This is a genomic window from Mesorhizobium sp. B263B2A (assembly GCF_020165775.1).
Classification (GTDB): domain Bacteria; phylum Pseudomonadota; class Alphaproteobacteria; order Rhizobiales; family Rhizobiaceae; genus Mesorhizobium; species Mesorhizobium opportunistum.
Genome location: NZ_JAIUIU010000025.1, coordinates 17,456 through 35,464 on the forward strand (window position 1 = coordinate 17,456; position 18,009 = coordinate 35,464).

An 18,009-nucleotide genomic window follows, 5' to 3' on the forward strand; every position below is an offset into this window, starting at 1 on the left:
CAGCCCCCTTTCATTTTTGAAATGGACAGGAGGCGGGCGGCGGACCTGCAGTTTCTGGCTTTGCACGGAACGGTATTGACATCACGAAGTCGGTCTGGACGAAGTCGTCAAATACATTATTACGCGTAACCTGCAGATTGGCCGATGGGAAGCCTGGCCACGGAACGAGCGTACCGTCAACAGATTTGGCAAGTACAGCACCATCTGGCACGGGTTCTTGGTTAGGCAACCCGATCTGAAACAATCCGGTGTTCAGAGGGTTGAAAAATCGCGGTGATGCGGCTTTCTTGTCCCATCCACCGTATGAATGGCAGCTAATGCACGAGGAGTTTACAAAGCCATTCTCGATATGGGCATCTGAAAGCACAATTGGAGAGCCGGTCGTGTCCACGAAATTGACCTGCGTCCCTCCCAATTTATAGTTCTCCCAAACGGTTCCCGCGAGACTGGCTGGCATTTGCGCTGTGTCGGGATACTCCCTTCCAGGTTGGCTGGGGAGCGGCTTTCCAGCGAATATCTTGTGATGAAAGGTCGCCCAGAACCAGTTTGGAACGTCTTTCGTGAGGATGTGAAGCGTCTGTAGCCCAAAGACGACTTTCGTTGCTCCTGTTGATTGTCCAGAGCTGAGCTGCCCATTCTTCACATAGAGTACTATTGAATAGAAATTGTTTGGAACGCCCGACCCAATCTCGGCATCGGTGAATTGCACCCAAGCAGCTTTGACTTCAATGCTCTCTGGAGGGAAAGTGATCGGTCCGACCGCCTTATCAAGTACCGCCTTAGCGTACCTCGCCAATCCATCTCGACTATACAGACAATTCGTACGAATGAAGTCGAACGTCGCTTTGTTCATATATGTCTCGCCGAGACCGCCTACGCTTCCGATATAGACACCCTCTCCTGATGTATTGAACCTTGCGCTTAATGCGGCTTGTTCATGAAAACCTGGCTGCTGCCCAGGCGCCTGACCAAAAAGATGTCTTTCGTCGTTCGCATCGGTCCAATCGGCCGGGTAACTTCCGTCGTCCTTGAATACCTCGCTATCTGCTAACTTCCACGTCTCCCAAACAGAAGTGGTACCTGGCGCTCCAGGACGGCGCGAACAGTCTGGTACTCCGCGAGATTTAGGGTCTGTCGCGACCGCAGGTTGGACCAACGTAGCGAACAAATCCCAAGCGTGCTTGCTGGGATTATCCATCGCATCGGTGCGTACGGGCGACGGAGGACAAAAATCGGCGGGTGTCGCAGGCGGCTGCCCTGCGGCCACCGCGGGAGCAAGCGCGCAGTCCCAACCAACAAACAATGACAAGCAAGTCGCAGCCTGCATCAATCGACGTCCAAGGACGCTGACCATAGCACTCTCCCGAAGTATTAAGTCTTGTCAGTAAAGCGCGCTGCCAAGAGCTTCCATGACCTGGAACATTAAATGGGCAACAATATATAATGCCGGACTAGACGCCAAAGCCAAAAGCGCCCCCCCTGCGGTATGACCATATCCCTCAGAGTCGATTGACGCAATACCGCTTGCACGCGACGACAAAAAGATTAATTGTCAGGGCAGAGACTATAATACAGGCACGTGCGTTCGCGACGGGCATACGTACACTTATTAACTGAGGAGAAGGGCAAGCACGTCACACCTGCGAGAGAGGCACATAACCTTGGGAGGGATTGGAATGCAGGTATTTGCTGGATTGGCTGCGATTGGCTTTTTTGTGATAGAGGTACTGTCAGTCACGCCTGCAGCGGCGGGAGGACTGGGGAATATCGAGCGCCTCCAGAACGAGGTGCAAGACATCGTGAAGCGGGCGAAACTGCCCGACGCCGATCAGAAGTTGATACTCAATTCGATTCGTGTGGACCCTCGCATCGTTGGCGGCGAGGCGGTGGATTTCAAGCAAAATGAGTGGCAGGTTGGGCTTGTAAGGGCGGTCGCCCCCGATCCACAACGGTTCCTGTTTTGCGGCGGGTCGCTTGTGGCGCCAGGCTGGGTCCTAACGGCGGCGCACTGCGTCGACAACTTCATCGTGAACAAGAACCCAGCCGCGCTAGACGTCGTCGATGGCACGAGTTTCCTGCCTGCTGGCGGCGAGCGTCTCAAGGTAACCAACATCATCATCCATCCGAAATGGGACTCGCAGCTTAACGAGTACGATTTCGCACTACTTCAGTTGGCGCGGGACGCGAGGATGGGCCGACCGATTGCGCTGATCCCAGAGGGTTCAAGTTACCACGGGACGGCCTACGTTACGGGTTGGGGAGCGATCTTCCAAGGCGGAAATACGACGACCGACCTGCTCGGTGCAACCGTGCCCATAGTGCCGAATGATGCGTGCAATGCGAAGGACAGTTACAACGGACGAATTACCTCGGCGATGATATGCGCTGGCAAGGAGGACGGCGGCGTCGATTCTTGTCAAGGCGATAGCGGAGGGCCACTAAGTGCCGTTGTAGACGGGAAGCGCCAGCTCGTCGGCGTTGTGAGCTGGGGCGAGGGTTGCGCCAAACGCCTGAAATATGGCGTCTACGCCAACGTCGCGGTTGCAACCGTGTGGATAGCCAACACGCTGGCGCGCTGAGCTATTAGTCCGGGCTTGAAGCGAGTGACTCCGTTGACGGGACTATTCGGTTGTCACCTTGCCCGTTGATTTTAGGGGCAAGGTCAGGTGTTGCGAACGTTGGTCCGCCTAGCGCAGGACCGAGTCCGGTCTACGGCTTTGCAGCTGGATCGAGAACAAGAACAAACGCGGTTAGGAGGATCATGCAAGCCGACCGCTATTGGAGCGGACGGCCTTTGTTGAACATTTGGTTAAGCTCCTGAAGCGGAGGCGCATTGAGGTTTGATCGGGTTAGCGCGTCGGTTTCCTGTGCTGCCTTCAACTTGTTTTGTAGCGCTCTTTTGAGCGCCGCCCATTGCGCGGCATCGAGCTTCCCAGCCGATTCCGCGCTTTGGGCATAGTTTCGCACCGCCGCTGCATAGACGAGCGACGGTGTGTTCGGATCGGTGGCGACGGTGAGTGCGTAGGACGTGAATGTCGGATCATATTGACCAAGCACTTGAGCCGCCGCGGCTCGAAGAGCGGGCTCCGCCTGGTCGTTGAGAAAAATCTTGTTGCGAATCAAAGGTCGGTCTCCTGGAATTGAGCCAAGAACCGCCACGGCAGCCAGTCGCGCTTCCGCGGGCCCCTTATCCAGAAAATCCAAAAGGCAGGCACGCGAACGCGCCTCAGGTGCTTGCGTGCAAAGTTCGGCCGCTTGCTTTGGTGTGACCGCTCCATTGGCTAGGGCCTCCGCCAGCAAGGGCGAGGCTTCCTCCGCGGAGGACCTCACCAGCGTCTTTAAGGCGAGCATACCTGCCTCGGATCGACTTTGGCGAGTTGCCAGCCTCAATGCGTCGAGCGCCACCTTGTGCTGGTTTTGAACGTAGCTTCCCCATATTGTGCCCGGGTGCATCGCGGGGTCGTGATTGCCGGCGTCGTGACCGGCCATGACGACCGAGTTAGCCAAGATTCCGACTGCGGATTTTCGCACGTCTTCGACGGGATCCGTTACCAACTCCGCAGCGACGGGCAGAGCCGCGTCTTCGGAAATCAACGCAAGACCTTCGAGCGCCTTGCTGCGTGTTCCTGGATCAAAATTCGTGTTTGCGGCGGTGACGCGCAGTCTTTCGATCTCGCCTGCGTTCTCCAGGAGATACGCCCTGACACGCGGATCGGGATTGGGGGGCTGGCCCAACTGGGCCAGGCACGGCGCAGCCAAAAGCCAAGCGCTAACCAAGGCGGAAACGAAGATGCGGCTGTTATTGTTGCCACCCATGTAGGTCATTTGAGAGGCCGTCCGAGATAGTCGATGTCGTCGTAGCAATATCCCAGCGCCGAGGAGGCCTGTTCGGATCCTAGGTAATCTAGCATTCTTGCTGGCGTGAGCGAAGCGGCCTCGGACTTTGAACTTATTCCGGGCATCTGATGCGACGTGGAAGGCCATCCCGATGCTTCTGCGGGATCTGGGTATCCCCAAGGCCACATCGGATCGTCGGCGTAGGTGCCCTTCCTGTATATGCCCGCATCTGGCCCGGTTCCTGGATATTTCCCCAGGGCTGAGTACGCGTCCTCATCATTCCCGCTGAACCGGGAATAGGTGGCCTGCCAGTGTGCCCAAACCCTATCCACGTTGGCATGCAGCAGGAAGAAGAGTGGGTCGGCGGGCGAGTCGGCCGTGGCAAGCCAGCCGCCCAGGTTTCGATGCACACCGCTATGGAAACTACTCTCGATTTGGCTATGGAATATCACGAACGCGCGGTGGAAGTTCGCCGGTACGGCTGGATCAAGGACGCCTTGGCTTGGCGCCACAGCTGGGTCTCGAATCAGCCGACCCATTTGTGGATCGATCCAGTCGCCTAGACCTGGCCCGCTGACGAACGGCACACCTGGCACAGTCGCTCCCATGAAATCATCGGAAAAAACATGGTCCGCAGGCTCATCGAAGCGCCAATATGGAATGGTCACACGCGGGTCGACCTGCTGGAGGCGACGTTCAAGATCAAGGAGTAGCGCTCGGTGCCATGGCAAAAAAAGTGGCGACCTGTGAATTTCAAGCTGATTGGCCGCTTCATGGATGCGAACGAACGGTTCGTAATCCGACGACGCGGCGCTGTTTTGGATATCGTGAAGCTTCTTCAAAGCGTCCAGAAAAATTTGGACTTCAAATCTCGTCAACGACTCCGCGTTTTTTCGCACCCGCACCATCACGTCCACCGATCCAAGCTCCAGGCCTAGGTCATCAAGCGCGATCACGCGCACGTCTTTGGCGCCAGTGGAGGCCTTCGTCCCCATGATCCAGAACGACGCCCATGCCCCATTCGAGGGAAGGGGCAGACTGAGAGTGGAGGAAGGAGAGTAAGACTTCTTGTCGAGGACTTCGGCTCCGTTTAGCTGGAAGGCCACATTGCCGCTGCTGTCGGTAGAGACAGCAGAGAGGGTTAGATGTTGTTGCGCTGTCGACGACTTGCTTAAGAGTCGAGCTCGCGAGAGAACAGGAGTCCAGCAAATATAAGGACTGCTATCGTGGGCGCCGTCGCCGATTTGTATTTCGACCGACTGAGCCGTTGATCGACCGACGGCGGCAATCGAGATGAGGACGCACCAGAATATTAGGCCGAGAAGAATTCGCATTGCACCCTTGCGATTGGATTGCCACCGTCGAAATCATTGCCCTGGCGCCGTCACTCGCACAACAGTCTCGGCCCCACCGTCGGCGGGCGCATTGAAAAATGTAAGGGTGGCGTCCGCAGTCGTGGGAGGCTTATCGGAAACGAACGAAAAGTTATAGGCCGAACCCCAGCGAACCGCGTTTGCGTTGGTGTCTTCGGAAGATTTGCGCGTTGACCAGATTATCTGGTTGCCTTGAATGCGGCTGTCCCAGGCGTCGTTCGACCATATCTCCCCATTCGAATGTGGAGCTTTGAATGAAGCGCTGCTCTGGTCAATCTGCTGCTCAGGCACTGCAAATGCCTGGACAGCGAGATCGCTGTTCATATTGTACACGGAATAATCGTACCGGAACTTCCCACCGGCGAGGGGCTGGGCCTTGGAGCCTACTAGGATATACGTCTTCACCCCGTTCTCATCAAGATCGACCTCGGAGAGCTGCGCCCCGTACTCTTTCCAGGCGAACAGAGCCGGCTGCATCCGCACCTCCGGGCTTTCGTTTCGCAACACCCACGCTCCAGATCTTAAGATCGGTTTGACTTCCCTATAGGTCACATTGTTACGTGCGTTACCGGCTGTCGCATCGTCGGCGGTGATGTACTGGGCCTCCACGAAATACCGCGCGCCTGGCGTGAGCAGGTCAGCTTCGTCGACGAGCAAGATCCGTTCCGCTGGATCGCTTGGGGGATAGCCGGTCAGATCTTGTGCTTTGGATCCGTCAAATTCAACTTTTGCAGAATTGGTTATTCTGCTCCGAGGCCCAAGATTACGGGGATCTGAATTGAGATCCTCAGTATACAGGTCGGAGCAACCGGGACGCAACTGGCTTCCCCCGGCCCCAGCCTGGCAGGTGCGATGCATTTCCGGTATGCCACCGCAATCGTTCTGATTCGTCGCGTAGAATCCGTGCTTGACCCAAGATTTCGCCAATTGCTCCATCCTTCCATCTGCCAAGCGATAAAAGTTGAGGGTGATGGCTGGATGATGTGTGTCCGGAAGGCGCTGCCAATTGAGTGGCGAATCCCCAATATTGCAGGAATTGGTTGAAGCCGTGAGACCGATCTTCGATCCGAGCCGGCTGTCTTCCCGAGCGTCGTCGATGAATCCCACGATCACATCCGGCCCTGTCGCGGCCGCTTTGAGGTTGCTCGACAGCAGCGAAACGACGACAACCGCGATCCCATATGCTATACGCATGACTTACTCCCGTGGGCTATTTAATATCGACTTTTAGCAGATGGTCAGCGGCGCTGACGCGCTCCCCGCCCTGATCGAAACCAAATCGCTTGGCAGCGACACGAATGAGGTACCGCTTGTTCAGCGATGCCGGAAAATACAATCTGTATTGCCTTGGTGTCAGCGTAGGGGCGGGGTTGATCCAGCGCATATGCCCCTGGAAAGACATGTCGCGGAGTACGAATATTGTCCCATCCGTGAAGACACCCCCTCCCAGGTCGCTAAACCCTAACGCCTTGGTCTGCTCGATGCTTGGAAAGTCACCACTAGCCGGCTCCGCACCATCAGAGGGTATACCGACCTCGTGTATCGCTACGTTAAAGCGTACATCATCGCGCTCAGGGACTCCGCCGAATGAATTGATATACGTCCAGTCAAGCCGGATGCGCTTTGGCGACAATTCCGAGGAACCGTCGGGATTGTCTTCAATGCCCACTGCGAAATTTTGAGGACCTGATGGATCTCCGATCCTCGTCGCCTCATCCATCGTGGACTCGGGAGTTGGAGCATCGGTGTAGGTTTTGAGGGAGCGCGAATCTCCATCAGCGTTCTCGATAACCGCGCGAAGCTTATCCCAATCAGCATCCGAGATGGGAGCAGGTTGAGGGTCGGAAACGTCATTGCCTTGCGGTTCCGCGTACATCCACGGATGAATTTTACCTGCGCCGGTCCGAAGTGCCCAGTCGGTGCGGAAACTGTTTTCCAACCCGCTGTCTCCGGCAATAGAACCGAGGCGTCCTACTGCATCCGATGCAAAGCGTCCGGTGCCGTTGTTGGTGAGTCCATGGCATGAGGTACAATTTCGTGCTGGATCTACAATCGTGAGGTCGCCATCGAGCGTGCCCCTGTGAGCTGCGGTATAGTCCGTCCCAACCACTCGGTAGGGGGTCTTCGAGTTCCGGGTACGCTCGGGGAGCAGATCGCCAAGGCTGAACGCCGCGGCCTCATCTTTGTCGCGATAACCCACGCGCGCTTGCTTGATATAGGGGGTAATGATCCTGGGTTCTTTGTTATCGTGGCACGCGGCGCAGTCGACCCTGAAAGTCGCGTCGTATGTCTTGGATGCCAGAGTCCGACCAGCAGTGTCGTTGTATCCGCCTCCTCCTGGTGCCACAGTAGGCGTACTCCAATCGAACTTTATTCCTTCATAGCTTCCGTCGAAGAACGCCAATTCCCCGCTCACCTGGTTGAAGCCGATGTAACCAAGCAGCGCATAGGAGTTGTCGTTCTCACTCCAATATTTCTCTGGTCTTAGAATCTCCGGGCCGTGGGTTTTCCTCGCAAGTGCGATCCATTCGACGTTTCCTTTTTCGATCCTAGAGAGTCTCGAAGCGGTACCGCATGGTGTTACACCGCCTGCCAGAGACGGCTTGTCGCATTTGTCGATGGTCGCCGTCCAATTTACAAACACACCGTTCTTGTCGCGATGCTCGTATTCGAGCGGAGAGCCAGATTTGGAACTGTTCGGCTTTAGTTCCGCTCGATTGCCGTCCACCTCCACATACGTGGCCCGCGTTTCGATAACTGACCCGTCAGAGCGGACAAATCGGCCAAGCGTGGTAACGTCGAACGGCGGGATCGGTCCGAAGACAGCTCTGACTTCATCGGCGTAGCGGAGGTTAATGTCTGTTTCTTTCGAAGCAGGTGCCCAAAAGATATTGCCGTTCCACCGATTAACCTTGGATGAGAAGTAGTCTCCTCTGCCCAAAAAATCCGGCGCCGCGTTGAGAGGTCGACTTGACGACCCTACCGCTAAGCGAAATTGATCAGTTATTTGTCCAAGTTTTTGATGTTGTTCCAGGAAAATTGAAAGCTGGTTGACGTACTCTAAGGTGCGAGAATCTCCCTCTGGCAACTGCGACATCGGTCTAGCAAACGGATATCGGGGCGCCTTTAAAAGTTCCCCCTCATTGATGAGAGCTTGGCTATTGGTCCGTTCGAGCGCGGCGGCGTCGAGATGTCGGATCAGATCGGGCGCGGTTTGCCGGACAAAATCGGCGAACGACTTCGGCCGCATCAGTTTCGCGTCTTGGGCCAGGGCACAGGAACCCGCCGCTGCAAAGGCAATCAGACTGCAAAGCAAGAGGCGCATGAACTCGACCCCCCCGATCGCGTCATGTATAATTGCACGAGTATACCTGGTTTAGCAATCAGAGATATGCATCCTCCCGGTCAATGTCCTGTAGCAGTGCTGGACGAGATACTTACGCGCTGTTTTTAGTGCACAAGAGCGGCTGCGCCGGGAAGGTAAGTCCAAATGCTATCTGGGCCCGCGGGATCGGCTGCAGGCACGTGAAAAAAAGCCGGCAGGCAGGAAATGGCCTGAGCACTGCGCTGCGGTTCACCGTTCGGCAGGATTGGTTTTGCGCTGGTGGTCACCCGGAATCTCGGAGCTGCCCGACGTGCTGAGCGCGGAGGAAGCGGCGCGGGTGCTCGAGCCGGCGCCAGGCATCAAGTACATGGCTGCGCTCGGTGTCGCGTATGGCCCAGATCTACACGGTCGGAGGTCACGCGTCTGAATAGGTCAGCGGCATCAATTCGAAACGCATGTTGGTCCGTGTCGAACAGGAGCATGATCGGTTCGATAAGAGTGCGGTCTAAGAGGCTGGACTTTCAGTGGGAGTTCACCTCGGAAGAACATCGAGGCTTTGATCGCGGCAGCACGAATGCGGCCCGCACCTTGCTCGTTGAGCAGAAAGCCGATTGCAGGCGATCTCTCAGGTGGTCGACTGAACCTTGTCGACCTGATGAGGTTGGTCTGCCTCCTCGATGCTGGGGGAGGCGAATTCTCGACGCATGGCTCGCATGAGGCTGTGTAATTGAGGCCTCAGTTCCGCGTTTTCCCCGAGCCGGCCGAAGGGATTGAGGGCGTCTGCATGGTTTCGGAAGTCCCTTCCGCAGTCCGCACAGTCGGGACAATCGTGTCGTTGCCTCTTGCTGATGCATGAAAATGACCACGTACCGGTGGAGGAAACCATAAAGAGCTTGCTGCACCTAGGCGCGCGTCACCAGCGGATCACGACGACTTTTTCAGTTCCATTGGCGAGTTCGACAGCCTCGGTGCCATCTTGCTTGCGGCTCTGGATTTCGCGCTCTCAACGGCTTCAACCCCGGCGGCAACGGCCGCAATGCTTCATCGACCTCGGCGACACAGACCAATGTTTCTTCCGGGAGGTCCTTGATTTGGTTTCAGCAACTGGCGAACGTTCATGGCAAATCTCCTTGGCGCTGCGGGGAGCAGATACCTGCTTTCGCCGGCGCGAACCATGGTTCGTGAGAAAAGTTCCGTTCGCCAGCGCACTGATCAAAATGCGGCGCGAGAGTATCGGCCTAGGTTAAGTTTGCTCCTCCAACCCATGCCAGTTCGCCGGCGCTTCGTGCTCGAACTCAAGGAGATCGGTAGCAGCCTTCCCCCGCCCAGAACATTCTGCTGGACGGCATCGAAGGAGATGTGCGCCGCCCACCTCCAAGTGCTCGGGTACTGCTTCGGATCTTTTCCAGTCGCAGTGGCCTGGAATCACGCGCAGTAATTTTCCAGTAAACTCAGCCTTTCGGAATACCATCCGAACCCACACCGTTAGGTCATTCAGCTCGCAGTACGGCCGATGATCCGCGCCGAAATGTCACCGTCACCGACCGAACAGGCGTTCGCCGAAGCGGTGGCAGTGATGATTTGGAGCGATGCCACTCTTGCCGAGCGGTCGTCGCAACAAGTCCACGAATTCCAGAGCTGCTGGTGCTTCACCGTTTGAGCATGGCCGAGATGCCATGCCGGATAAGAGGAACGTGTTGGGCGAACCGAAGCCCCGCATGGCGTGCAAGCCGTGCCGCCGGTCGCTCGCTTGAGTAGAGTCGGACGAGTATATTCGTAGCATGGTAGAGCGGCGCCGCCGACAGGCGCAGCCGCCTTTCGTATCTGTGCAGCATGTCGGGATCGGCAATGTCACGGCGGTCGCGACTTGCAGTCAGGATTGCATCGGCGAGTTGCTTTTGGCTGCTGAGACCGATGTTGAAGCCATGCGCTGTCACCGGGTGCATTCCAATAGCAGCGTCACCGATGAGTGCGGCACTCGGAGCCCTGAGTTCGTGCGCCCACGTGGTGACCAGCGGAAAGGCGTGGCGGCTGCTTGCCAATGTCATTTCCCCGAGACGGCCTTGACACCGCTTCGTCAATTCCCTGAGGAACAAATCGTCGTTGGAGGCAAGCAGTCTGCCGACCTCGCTTGAGGGCAGAGTGAGCAGCAACGAGGAGACCCCCTCCCCCAGAGGCAACATCGCTATCGTTTGATGGTGATCGAACCATTCGGTTGCCACATGGTGATGGGCGCGTTCATGCCGCACCCGACAGATCAGCATCGAGTGGCCAAGCCGATTGATGTCGGCGCCGATGCCGAGCAGATCACGCGTGGGAGACAGGCGCGAATCTGCGGCAACAACAAGCCTGGCGCTCAACTGCATGCCGTCAGAAAGCGTAACCACTGCTCCTTTGTGGCTGGTCCTTGCATGGACGACCGAGTGGCCGCACCGCAGCTCTGGCTGATCACGCAGCCGAACGATTTTGAACAGCGCATCGCGAATGCGGCAGTTCGGGACCAAAATTCCGAGGGGCTCTCCACACGCTCTTGGAGCATTAAAACGCAGAGCGAAAGCGCTCGATCCGTTGAGGACGCGTGCGCCTTGAAGTGGTGATTTGTCCGAAGCGGGAATGATATCCCAGGCGCCGAGCTCCCGAAGGATTCTGATCGAGGCATGAGTCAGCGCGATCTCGCGACCGTCGAACGCCGGATTCGCGAGCCTTTCCCGGGCCTGCGCTTCAACAAGTGCCACTTTGAGTTTGCTCTGGGCAAGCGAGGCGGCGAAGGAAAGTCCGACCGGCCCCGCGCCAACGACAATGATGTCGAAGCTGTTATCGGAGACGGCCATCAGCGTGGCGCCATCGGGTCGGCTCTCCAGTGTTCAGGCACGAATTGCGAAATCAAAAACGCCTTTGATGCTAGTTTAAGCACGACGCGCGCAAGCTATGGCCGCCTAAATAAGTGGCAAGCCGCCTTATCAGCGGCAGATGCTCACAAAGCCGTTGCTTGACCGCTGATGCTGGCAAGTAAGCGGTCGATCGGGCCGTTGCTGCGGCGCGATCTCGCGATCCTGGCCACGGAAGTGCTGCTGCTGCTGCTGATATTGCTGCCGCCGCAGCCTGTTCTCCAGCATCAGTAATTGGTTCTGCTCGACCAGCGCATTGCGATTGGCGGAGTTGAGGACTGGTGCCGAGGCGACTTGATCCGGCAACGTCGCCGTTCCCAGCATTCCCGACATGAAGATCGTCAATAGGCGAAATCGCGACATCTATACACTCCTGCAAACAAAACTTTGGCATACGCAGTTGCCCGGTGATGCCACCATGCCCGCAGGACCAGCGAACATGGCCAGCGTCTGACGCCGCTCTGCTGCCGTCCCGCGATGTCTTGAGCACGCGGTCAGCAGCCTCGCGTCCGAGCGCCTTGGGTTCACATCGACGGTTGTCAGTTGCGGACGCGCCGCAAGCTCCACAACGTTCTCAAAACTAGCGAGGGCTACATCGGCATGTATTAGCGAGCCATCTCGCAGAGCGGGTCGCACGCACCCTGGGCGATCTGATCGTTGCCGCCGGAGGTCGCGTTCAGCCTTTGCTCACAAGAATCCGGCCGCCGCCTTGCGCAGCCACGCTTCGGCCCACTTTTGGCTTTGGCCGTTCTTCGTGTGGGTCTTGATTCAAACCGATCGCCGAGGCGTTCGGCGGCGCGATTCGTCGACGTAGGCATGGATTCTCTCCCTGAAGGACTGGCCGATGAAACCACGCCGATGAGTAGATAACCCTGATCTAGGTCAAGCGGTGTGAGTAATCCGGCGACCGCGGTTCGACGATCACCCGCCTGCATATTGGGCGGAATGGGCGACGTAATCTTTCGAGCGACACAGGCTTTTCACAGATCAGCGTCAACCGGCGGCAGGTGAAGCTGCCTATGCAACCTCAGCAGTAGTTCCACTCGGCTTATCACCGGCATCCCAACAGTCGTCTGCAGAGCGGCTTGAATCAGCGTTCTGGCTTGTCTTCCTGGTCGACAAGGATACGCTCTGCTGCCCCGTCGAGATCTTCGTACTGACCGCTTTTCAATGCCCATAGGAAGCCAGACAGCCCAAGCCCGCCGAGGAGCAGGGTCCCAGGTATCAAATAGGCAAGCGTCCTCATTACAACTGTACCCGTCCGCCATTGTTGGAGTGTCTATCATTGGCAACAGTTTCCGCTGGTGCGTGCCGAACAAAGCCTTCCAGGCGCAATGCATTCCCGATCACCAGCAGTGATGACGCAGACATAGCAATCGCCGCGATAAGCGGAGTGGCGTGCCCTAGAATAGCGATTGGTACAGCGATGGTATTGTAGAGAGTCGCGACGGCGATGTTTTGGCGGATCAGGCTTCCTGCCTTGCGCGAGACGTCCAGCGCGAGCGGCACCGCCAGGAGGCTTTCGCGCAGGAAGACGAAATCCGCGGCGTTGCGGCCAACATCGGCGGCGGTGGCCGGTGCGATCGAGACATGCGCTGCGCTCAGCGCCGGCGTATCATTGAGGCCGTCGCCAACCATCAGAACCCTGTGCCCCACTTTCGCGAGGGTCTCGATGCGTTCGAGCTTGCCGGATGGCAGCAGGCAGGGAACGAAGTTGTCGATTCCGAGTGACTTCGCAACCTCGGCACAGGCCGCCGCGGTATCGCCTGACAGCATTTCCACGGGAACCCTGGCGTCGCTCAATTGATCGATGGCCGCTCTGGCGTCGACCCGCAACGCATCCTCGAAAGCGAAGGAAGCGACAATCATCCCGTTCTTCGTGAGAACGGTTCCGCCGTAGCCATGTTTGGCTTCGCCGCCGGTTCGAGCCTTCCATCCAGCCCATCCGCGTCGGCCCAGTCGCCAGGTGCTTCCCGCATCAGTGGCCTCGATTCCGAATCCCGGATGCTCGGTGACGGCATCGAATTTGAGCTGCCCGCCAGGAATGGCAAAGCCGGCTATGGCCTTTGAAAACGGATGACGCGAGTGCGCCGCCAGGTCGGCTGCGACTGCCAGCATGGCCGGATCGATCGACGGCGCGTTAACGAGCCGGGGCTGGCCAAGCGTCAGCGTTCCGGTCTTGTCGAACACGGCAATGTCGACAATTGCCAGGCGTTCCATGGCGGAGCCGTCCTTGACCATAATGCCGTTCTCAAACAGGCGCCGCGCGGCGACCACCTGCACGATCGGCACGGCGAGGCCAAGCGCGCAGGGGCACGTGATGATGAGAACGGCGATGGCGATCGTCATCGCCCGGTGCCAGTCGCCGGTCGCCACTATCCAGCCCAGGAATGTCACGAAGGCGGTGAGATGAACCATGGGCGCGTAGAGCGCCGAAACGCGGTCGGCGATACGGCGATATTGCGCGCGGCCGCCCTCGGCGGCCTCCATCAACCGGACCATTTCCGCCAGGAATGAATCTTTTGCGGCGGCTGTCGCCTCAATCGTCAGCGGGCCGGTAAGATTGAGCACGCCGGCCTGTACCGCTTCGCCCGGCGCTACGTTTTTCGGCGTGCTTTCGCCTGAGGCCAGCGAGCAGTCGAGATCCGACGTTCCCTGGATGATCTTGCCGTCGACGGGGATCCTCTCACCGGCCGCGATCAACATCCGCATGCCTGGTTCGATCTCGCCGACCGGCAGATAGTCGCGCGCGCCATCGCCGCGCAGCACCATGGCGCCACGCGCGGCCAGCTGAGACAGGCCTTTCACGGCAGTTCGGGCACGCTCCCGCATCACATGATCCAGCGTGCGTCCGATCAAAAGGAAGAACAGCAGCGATACCGACGCGTCGAAATAGGCGTGGTCGCCATGATTGATCGTCTCATAGAGGCTCATGGCGTAGGCGAGCGAAACACCGACCGCGATGGGCACGTCCATATTCATGCGGCCATGACGCAAGGCGTTCCAGGCCGACCGGAAGAAGATGCCGCCGGCGAAGGCGAGGGCAGGAATGGCGATCAGCGCCGAGACCCAGTGAAACAGGTCGCGGGTAGCACCTTCGGCGCCGGACCAGACAGAGACCGAAAGCAGCATGATGTTGCCCGCCGCAAAACCGGCAACAGCGACGGCGCGGATCAGTTCGGCAAGCGTCTTGTCCTTGTCGTCGATCTCGGGTGCGAACAGATGCGCCTCGTAGCCAAGCCTGCCAAGCGCGGCGACGAACGGTGGCACCTCGTCTCCACGCCACCGGACCGCGACCCGTTTCGTCGACAGGTTGACGCGCGCGCTTTCGACGTGATCGAGCTTTCCAAGTGCCGCCTCGATCGTCTGGATGCAGGCGGCGCAATGAACCGTCGGCACTGAAAGGTCGGTCTGCCGAAGATCGTCGCCAAGCGATCGGCTCGCCAACCTGATTTCCTGGCTGGATGGCAGGACCCATGTGGCGCCGTTCAGATCCAGCGCCGTTTCAGCGCCCGGTGCACAACAGCTCATTGCAGAGCCCCATGAGAGATCATGATCCTGCTGACGTCGCGATAGGGTCGTGCCAGGCCGGCATCGGCGTCGACTTCGACGATCCAGACGCCGTCCTTCGGCATCTGCTGCGCTGCGAATTCCTTGCCTGAGGCGAGGGCGAGCGTGACGGACTTGTCGTCTTTCTCGTAGGCGGGATGACGAAACAGCACCTTGACGCCGTGCAGAGGAACCGGCTTGCCGGCCGCGTCGGAGAGGCTGTAGCGGACTTCGCCCCATGCGATGGTCAGCTTGCCGGTCCAACCGAGCGCGGCTTGGGCGCGGCCGGCCTCGGCCTCCTTGTTGAATTGCTGGCTCGCCACATATGTGTTCTCGACGACAAGGCCGGTCCAACTGGTGTTGGCGAGCGTGGCCATCGTCAGATTGACCGCGATGACCACGCCGAAGAAGGTGAGAATGATGGCCAGCATGTGCCTGCCGGTGAATTCGCGAGGCTTTTGGGCATTGGCGGTCATTTGGCGGCCTCTGGCGCGTTGAATGTTGCGGTGTACTCGTTCGACTCGGAGCTCGCTCTGTCCTCGACACGGAACTTGAAGGTCTGTGCCGGAGCGTGGATCTGGTCCGCCGGCTGGCGAACGAAGACCTTCAACGTTTTCAGGCGATCGGGCTCGACCGGGATGGCAAACGAGCGGCCCGCCTTGATGTCGTCCCCGACCACGCTCATTTCGCCTCCTTGCAAGCCCTGCATGGTGACAACAATGATCCGCGGCTCGGGGATCATGTTGAGCAGTTTGACGGTGTAGCCGTTGCGGATCGAGCCGTCGGACAACGTTACGAATTGCGGATTGCGATCGTGCAGCACATTGACTTCGAGCCTGTCGCGCGTCAGCAGCGAATAGAGCAGACCCAGGCCGATCAGCGACCACAGACCCATGTAGACGTAGGTGCGTGGCCGGAAGATCTTGCTGACATGGAAATGCGCCACCTTGTCGGAGAACAGGCCATCAGCGGTCCTGACCAGCGACGGGTTGACTGAACTGGAGCCGCCCGCGGTCGCCAACATCATGTTGGCGTTGTAATCGGAGAGCGTTGCGTAGGAAATCAGTCCGCGCTCTTTGCCGAGCTTGTCCATGACGCCGTCGCAGGCGTCGATACACAGCGCGCAGGTGATGCATTCGAGCTGCTGGCCGTCGCGAATGTCGATCCCCATCGGGCAGACCGCGACACAGGCATTGCAGTCGACGCAGTCGCCGACGGACTGCCCTGTCGCTTGCACCTTCTTGGCGTGACGCGAGCGCGGTTCGCCGCGCCAGTCATTGTAGGTGACGGTAAGCGAATTCTCGTCGAGCATGGCTGCCTGGATGCGCGGCCATGGGCACATATAGGTGCAGATCTGTTCGCGCATCAGGCCACCGAACGTGTAGGTGGTCGCCGTCAACACGGCGATGGTGATGTAGGCGACAGGCGCGGCGGTACCGGTGAAAAGTTCGCGAGCCAAACTAGGCGCATCGGCGAAATAGAAGATCCAAGCACCGCCGGTGGCCGCGCCGATGACCAGCCAGATCGTGTGCTTCGATAGGCGCAGCACCAGCTTGCGGGCGGTCCAGGGACCAGCGTCAAGCTTCATGCGGGCGTTACGGTCCCCCTCGACCGCACGTTCGACGACAAGAAACAGGTCGACCCATACGGTCTGCGGACATGCATAGCCGCACCAGGCACGGCCGACAGTCGAGGTAATCAGGAAAAGCCCAACGCCGGCCATGACCAGGAGGCCGGCCACATAGAAGAATTCCTGGGGCCATATCTCGATGAAAAAGAAGTAGAAGCGCCGGTTGGCGAGGTCGAGCAGCACGGCCTGATCCGGAGCAAATGGACCGCGATCCCAACGCAGCCAAGGCGTCAGGTAGTAGATGCCGAGCGTGATCGCCATCACCAGCCATTTGAAGCGGCGAAAGTTGCCCGAGACGCGCTTTGGGAAGACTTTCTTGCGTCTGGCATAATGCGGCTGGCGGGTATTCGAGGAATTTGGGGCCGAGCCTTCGAGCCGTTCAGTTCGCGTATCATTGCGCACGTGCGTACCACTCCCATCCGAAGTCAGAAGGGGATTTCGTGCCGCATCGACGAGCGGCGCAGCCGAAATGGTGTCGAGGCCCGGCTTGCGCCGGGCCCCGTCGCTTGGCAGGGGGAGGCCGAGAATAGGCCTTGCCTTCCTATTCTCCGCCGCCAAGCGAATGGACATAAACCGCAAGCTCCTTGACTTTGATCTCGCCGAGACGGCCGAGCCAGGCCGGCATGACACCTTCCTTTGGCGCGCGGACCTGGGCTGCGACCGCTGCCTCGCCGGCCCCGTGCAGCCAAATGGCGTCGGTGAGGTTGGGGCCCCCAAATTCCCTGTTCCCTTCCGCGTTCTCACCATGACAGGCGACGCAATTGTCGGAAAAGACTTTGGCACCGGATTGGATCAGACTTGCATCGGCGACCTTGCCAGAGAGGCTGACGACATATGCGCTAACCTGCTTGATCTCGTCGGCGGTGATGATGTCCCCGAACGCCGGCATTTCCGACAGGCGCGTGTCCGGATCCGAAGCGAAGCGGATGCCATGGGTGATCGTCTGCTGGATCTGCTCGGCCTTGCCGCCCCACAGCCAGTCGTCGTCGTTTAGGTTGGGAAAGCCCTTGGAACCTTGGGCGCCGGAGCCGTGGCACTGCGTGCAGTTGACCTTGAATGCGGCGCCGCCGGCGGCGATGGCGAATTCGCGCAAGGCATCGTCCGCAGCGATCTCCGAGACACTTTTCGACTTCACCGCCGCGAGGTATTTGCTCTTCGCTGCTTCCGCATCCGCCAGTTCGTTCTTGACGTCATTGCGGCTCGAATAGCCGAGAACACCCGTCGTCGCCGAATGCAGCAGTGGCCATGCGGGATAGGCGATTGTGTAGCCGATCGCCCACACGATGGTGACGTAGAAGATGGTGATCCACCAACGCGGAAGCGGGTTGTTCAGCTCGCGGATGCCATCCCATTCGTGGCCGGTGGTCGAGACCCCAGAGACTTCATCGATGTGCTCCTCGCTCATGA

General features: G+C 58.6%; 14 protein-coding genes. 2 read left to right on the forward strand and 12 right to left on the reverse strand.

The window, feature by feature from the left end:
- Positions 1-10: 10 nt before the first annotated feature.
- The gene (locus tag LB568_RS27905; RefSeq protein ID WP_140696752.1) at positions 11-1,354 is read right to left on the reverse strand and encodes a hypothetical protein; all 1,344 of its coding nucleotides are present in this window, start codon (positions 1,352-1,354) and stop codon (positions 11-13) included.
- A gap of 322 nt (positions 1,355-1,676) precedes the next feature.
- Between LB568_RS27905 and LB568_RS27910 the strand changes: the two genes are divergently transcribed.
- Positions 1,677-2,579 carry a serine protease gene (locus LB568_RS27910; RefSeq protein ID WP_084015715.1) on the forward strand — a complete coding sequence of 301 codons (903 nt, stop codon included), beginning with the start codon at positions 1,677-1,679 and terminating at the stop codon, positions 2,577-2,579.
- Between the two features lie 196 nt (positions 2,580-2,775).
- On the opposite strand, the gene LB568_RS27915 is transcribed toward LB568_RS27910, so the two are convergent.
- The 4 genes from LB568_RS27915 to LB568_RS27930 are packed head-to-tail and all read right to left on the reverse strand — an operon-like array spanning position 2,776 to position 8,535.
- A complete protein-coding gene (locus tag LB568_RS27915) occupies positions 2,776-3,825 on the reverse strand; it encodes a HEAT repeat domain-containing protein (protein WP_064993455.1) in 1,050 nt (349 codons plus the stop codon).
- The gene (locus tag LB568_RS27920) at positions 3,822-5,171 is read right to left on the reverse strand and encodes a tyrosinase family protein (RefSeq protein WP_064993454.1); all 1,350 of its coding nucleotides are present in this window, start codon (positions 5,169-5,171) and stop codon (positions 3,822-3,824) included. The genes LB568_RS27915 and LB568_RS27920 overlap by 4 nt, the downstream gene beginning before the upstream one ends.
- Before the next feature lie 33 nt (positions 5,172-5,204).
- Complete coding sequence (locus LB568_RS27925; protein WP_064993453.1) at positions 5,205-6,404, reverse strand: hypothetical protein; 1,200 nt, start codon at positions 6,402-6,404, stop codon at positions 5,205-5,207.
- A 16-nt stretch (positions 6,405-6,420) separates the two neighbouring features.
- A complete protein-coding gene (locus tag LB568_RS27930; protein ID WP_064993452.1) occupies positions 6,421-8,535 on the reverse strand; it encodes a hypothetical protein in 2,115 nt (704 codons plus the stop codon).
- A gap of 1,513 nt (positions 8,536-10,048) precedes the next feature.
- On the opposite strand from LB568_RS27930, the gene LB568_RS27935 reads away from it, so the two are divergent.
- Positions 10,049-10,195, forward strand: a complete 147-nt coding sequence (locus LB568_RS27935) for a hypothetical protein (protein ID WP_224655927.1) — start codon at positions 10,049-10,051, stop codon at positions 10,193-10,195.
- Here LB568_RS27935 and ubiM read toward each other — a convergent pair.
- The 7 genes from ubiM to ccoP form a co-directional block, all read right to left on the reverse strand.
- Complete coding sequence (gene ubiM / locus LB568_RS27940) at positions 10,185-11,366, reverse strand: 5-demethoxyubiquinol-8 5-hydroxylase UbiM (RefSeq protein WP_064993451.1); 1,182 nt, start codon at positions 11,364-11,366, stop codon at positions 10,185-10,187. The genes LB568_RS27935 and ubiM overlap by 11 nt on opposite strands.
- A 129-nt stretch (positions 11,367-11,495) precedes the next feature.
- Positions 11,496-11,786, reverse strand: a complete 291-nt coding sequence (locus LB568_RS27945) for a hypothetical protein (protein WP_084015713.1) — start codon at positions 11,784-11,786, stop codon at positions 11,496-11,498.
- Positions 11,787-12,513: 727 nt separating this feature from the next.
- The gene (gene ccoS / locus LB568_RS27950; RefSeq protein ID WP_064993450.1) at positions 12,514-12,669 is read right to left on the reverse strand and encodes a cbb3-type cytochrome oxidase assembly protein CcoS; all 156 of its coding nucleotides are present in this window, start codon (positions 12,667-12,669) and stop codon (positions 12,514-12,516) included.
- Positions 12,669-14,954 carry a cation-translocating P-type ATPase gene (locus LB568_RS27955; RefSeq protein WP_064993449.1) on the reverse strand — a complete coding sequence of 762 codons (2,286 nt, stop codon included), beginning with the start codon at positions 14,952-14,954 and terminating at the stop codon, positions 12,669-12,671. Before LB568_RS27955 ends, ccoS begins: the two co-directional genes overlap by 1 nt.
- Positions 14,951-15,448, reverse strand: a complete 498-nt coding sequence (locus LB568_RS27960) for a FixH family protein (protein ID WP_064993448.1) — start codon at positions 15,446-15,448, stop codon at positions 14,951-14,953. The genes LB568_RS27955 and LB568_RS27960 overlap by 4 nt, the downstream gene beginning before the upstream one ends.
- Positions 15,445-17,004 carry a cytochrome c oxidase accessory protein CcoG gene (gene ccoG, locus LB568_RS27965; protein ID WP_064993447.1) on the reverse strand — a complete coding sequence of 520 codons (1,560 nt, stop codon included), beginning with the start codon at positions 17,002-17,004 and terminating at the stop codon, positions 15,445-15,447. Before ccoG ends, LB568_RS27960 begins: the two co-directional genes overlap by 4 nt.
- 139 nt (positions 17,005-17,143) lie before the next feature.
- The gene (gene ccoP / locus LB568_RS27970) at positions 17,144-18,007 is read right to left on the reverse strand and encodes a cytochrome-c oxidase, cbb3-type subunit III (protein ID WP_064993446.1); all 864 of its coding nucleotides are present in this window, start codon (positions 18,005-18,007) and stop codon (positions 17,144-17,146) included.
- Positions 18,008-18,009 lie beyond the last annotated feature (2 nt).

Bases quoted from the DNA above. Each gene is read 5' to 3' on its own strand.
- LB568_RS27905 (WP_140696752.1), bottom strand. From the start codon at position 1,354: ATGGTCAGCGTCCTTGGACGTCGATTGATGCAGGCTGCGACTTGCTTG.
- LB568_RS27910 (WP_084015715.1), top strand. From the start codon at position 1,677: ATGCAGGTATTTGCTGGATTGGCTGCGATTGGCTTTTTTGTGATAGAG.
- LB568_RS27915 (WP_064993455.1), bottom strand. From the start codon at position 3,825: ATGACCTACATGGGTGGCAACAATAACAGCCGCATCTTCGTTTCCGCC.
- LB568_RS27920 (WP_064993454.1), bottom strand. From the start codon at position 5,171: ATGCGAATTCTTCTCGGCCTAATATTCTGGTGCGTCCTCATCTCGATT.
- LB568_RS27925 (WP_064993453.1), bottom strand. From the start codon at position 6,404: ATGCGTATAGCATATGGGATCGCGGTTGTCGTCGTTTCGCTGCTGTCG.
- LB568_RS27930 (WP_064993452.1), bottom strand. From the start codon at position 8,535: ATGCGCCTCTTGCTTTGCAGTCTGATTGCCTTTGCAGCGGCGGGTTCC.
- LB568_RS27935 (WP_224655927.1), top strand. From the start codon at position 10,049: ATGATCCGCGCCGAAATGTCACCGTCACCGACCGAACAGGCGTTCGCC.
- ubiM (WP_064993451.1), bottom strand. From the start codon at position 11,366: ATGGCCGTCTCCGATAACAGCTTCGACATCATTGTCGTTGGCGCGGGG.
- LB568_RS27945 (WP_084015713.1), bottom strand. From the start codon at position 11,786: ATGTCGCGATTTCGCCTATTGACGATCTTCATGTCGGGAATGCTGGGA.
- ccoS (WP_064993450.1), bottom strand. From the start codon at position 12,669: ATGAGGACGCTTGCCTATTTGATACCTGGGACCCTGCTCCTCGGCGGG.
- LB568_RS27955 (WP_064993449.1), bottom strand. From the start codon at position 14,954: ATGAGCTGTTGTGCACCGGGCGCTGAAACGGCGCTGGATCTGAACGGC.
- LB568_RS27960 (WP_064993448.1), bottom strand. From the start codon at position 15,448: ATGACCGCCAATGCCCAAAAGCCTCGCGAATTCACCGGCAGGCACATG.
- ccoP (WP_064993446.1), bottom strand. From the start codon at position 18,007: ATGAGCGAGGAGCACATCGATGAAGTCTCTGGGGTCTCGACCACCGGC.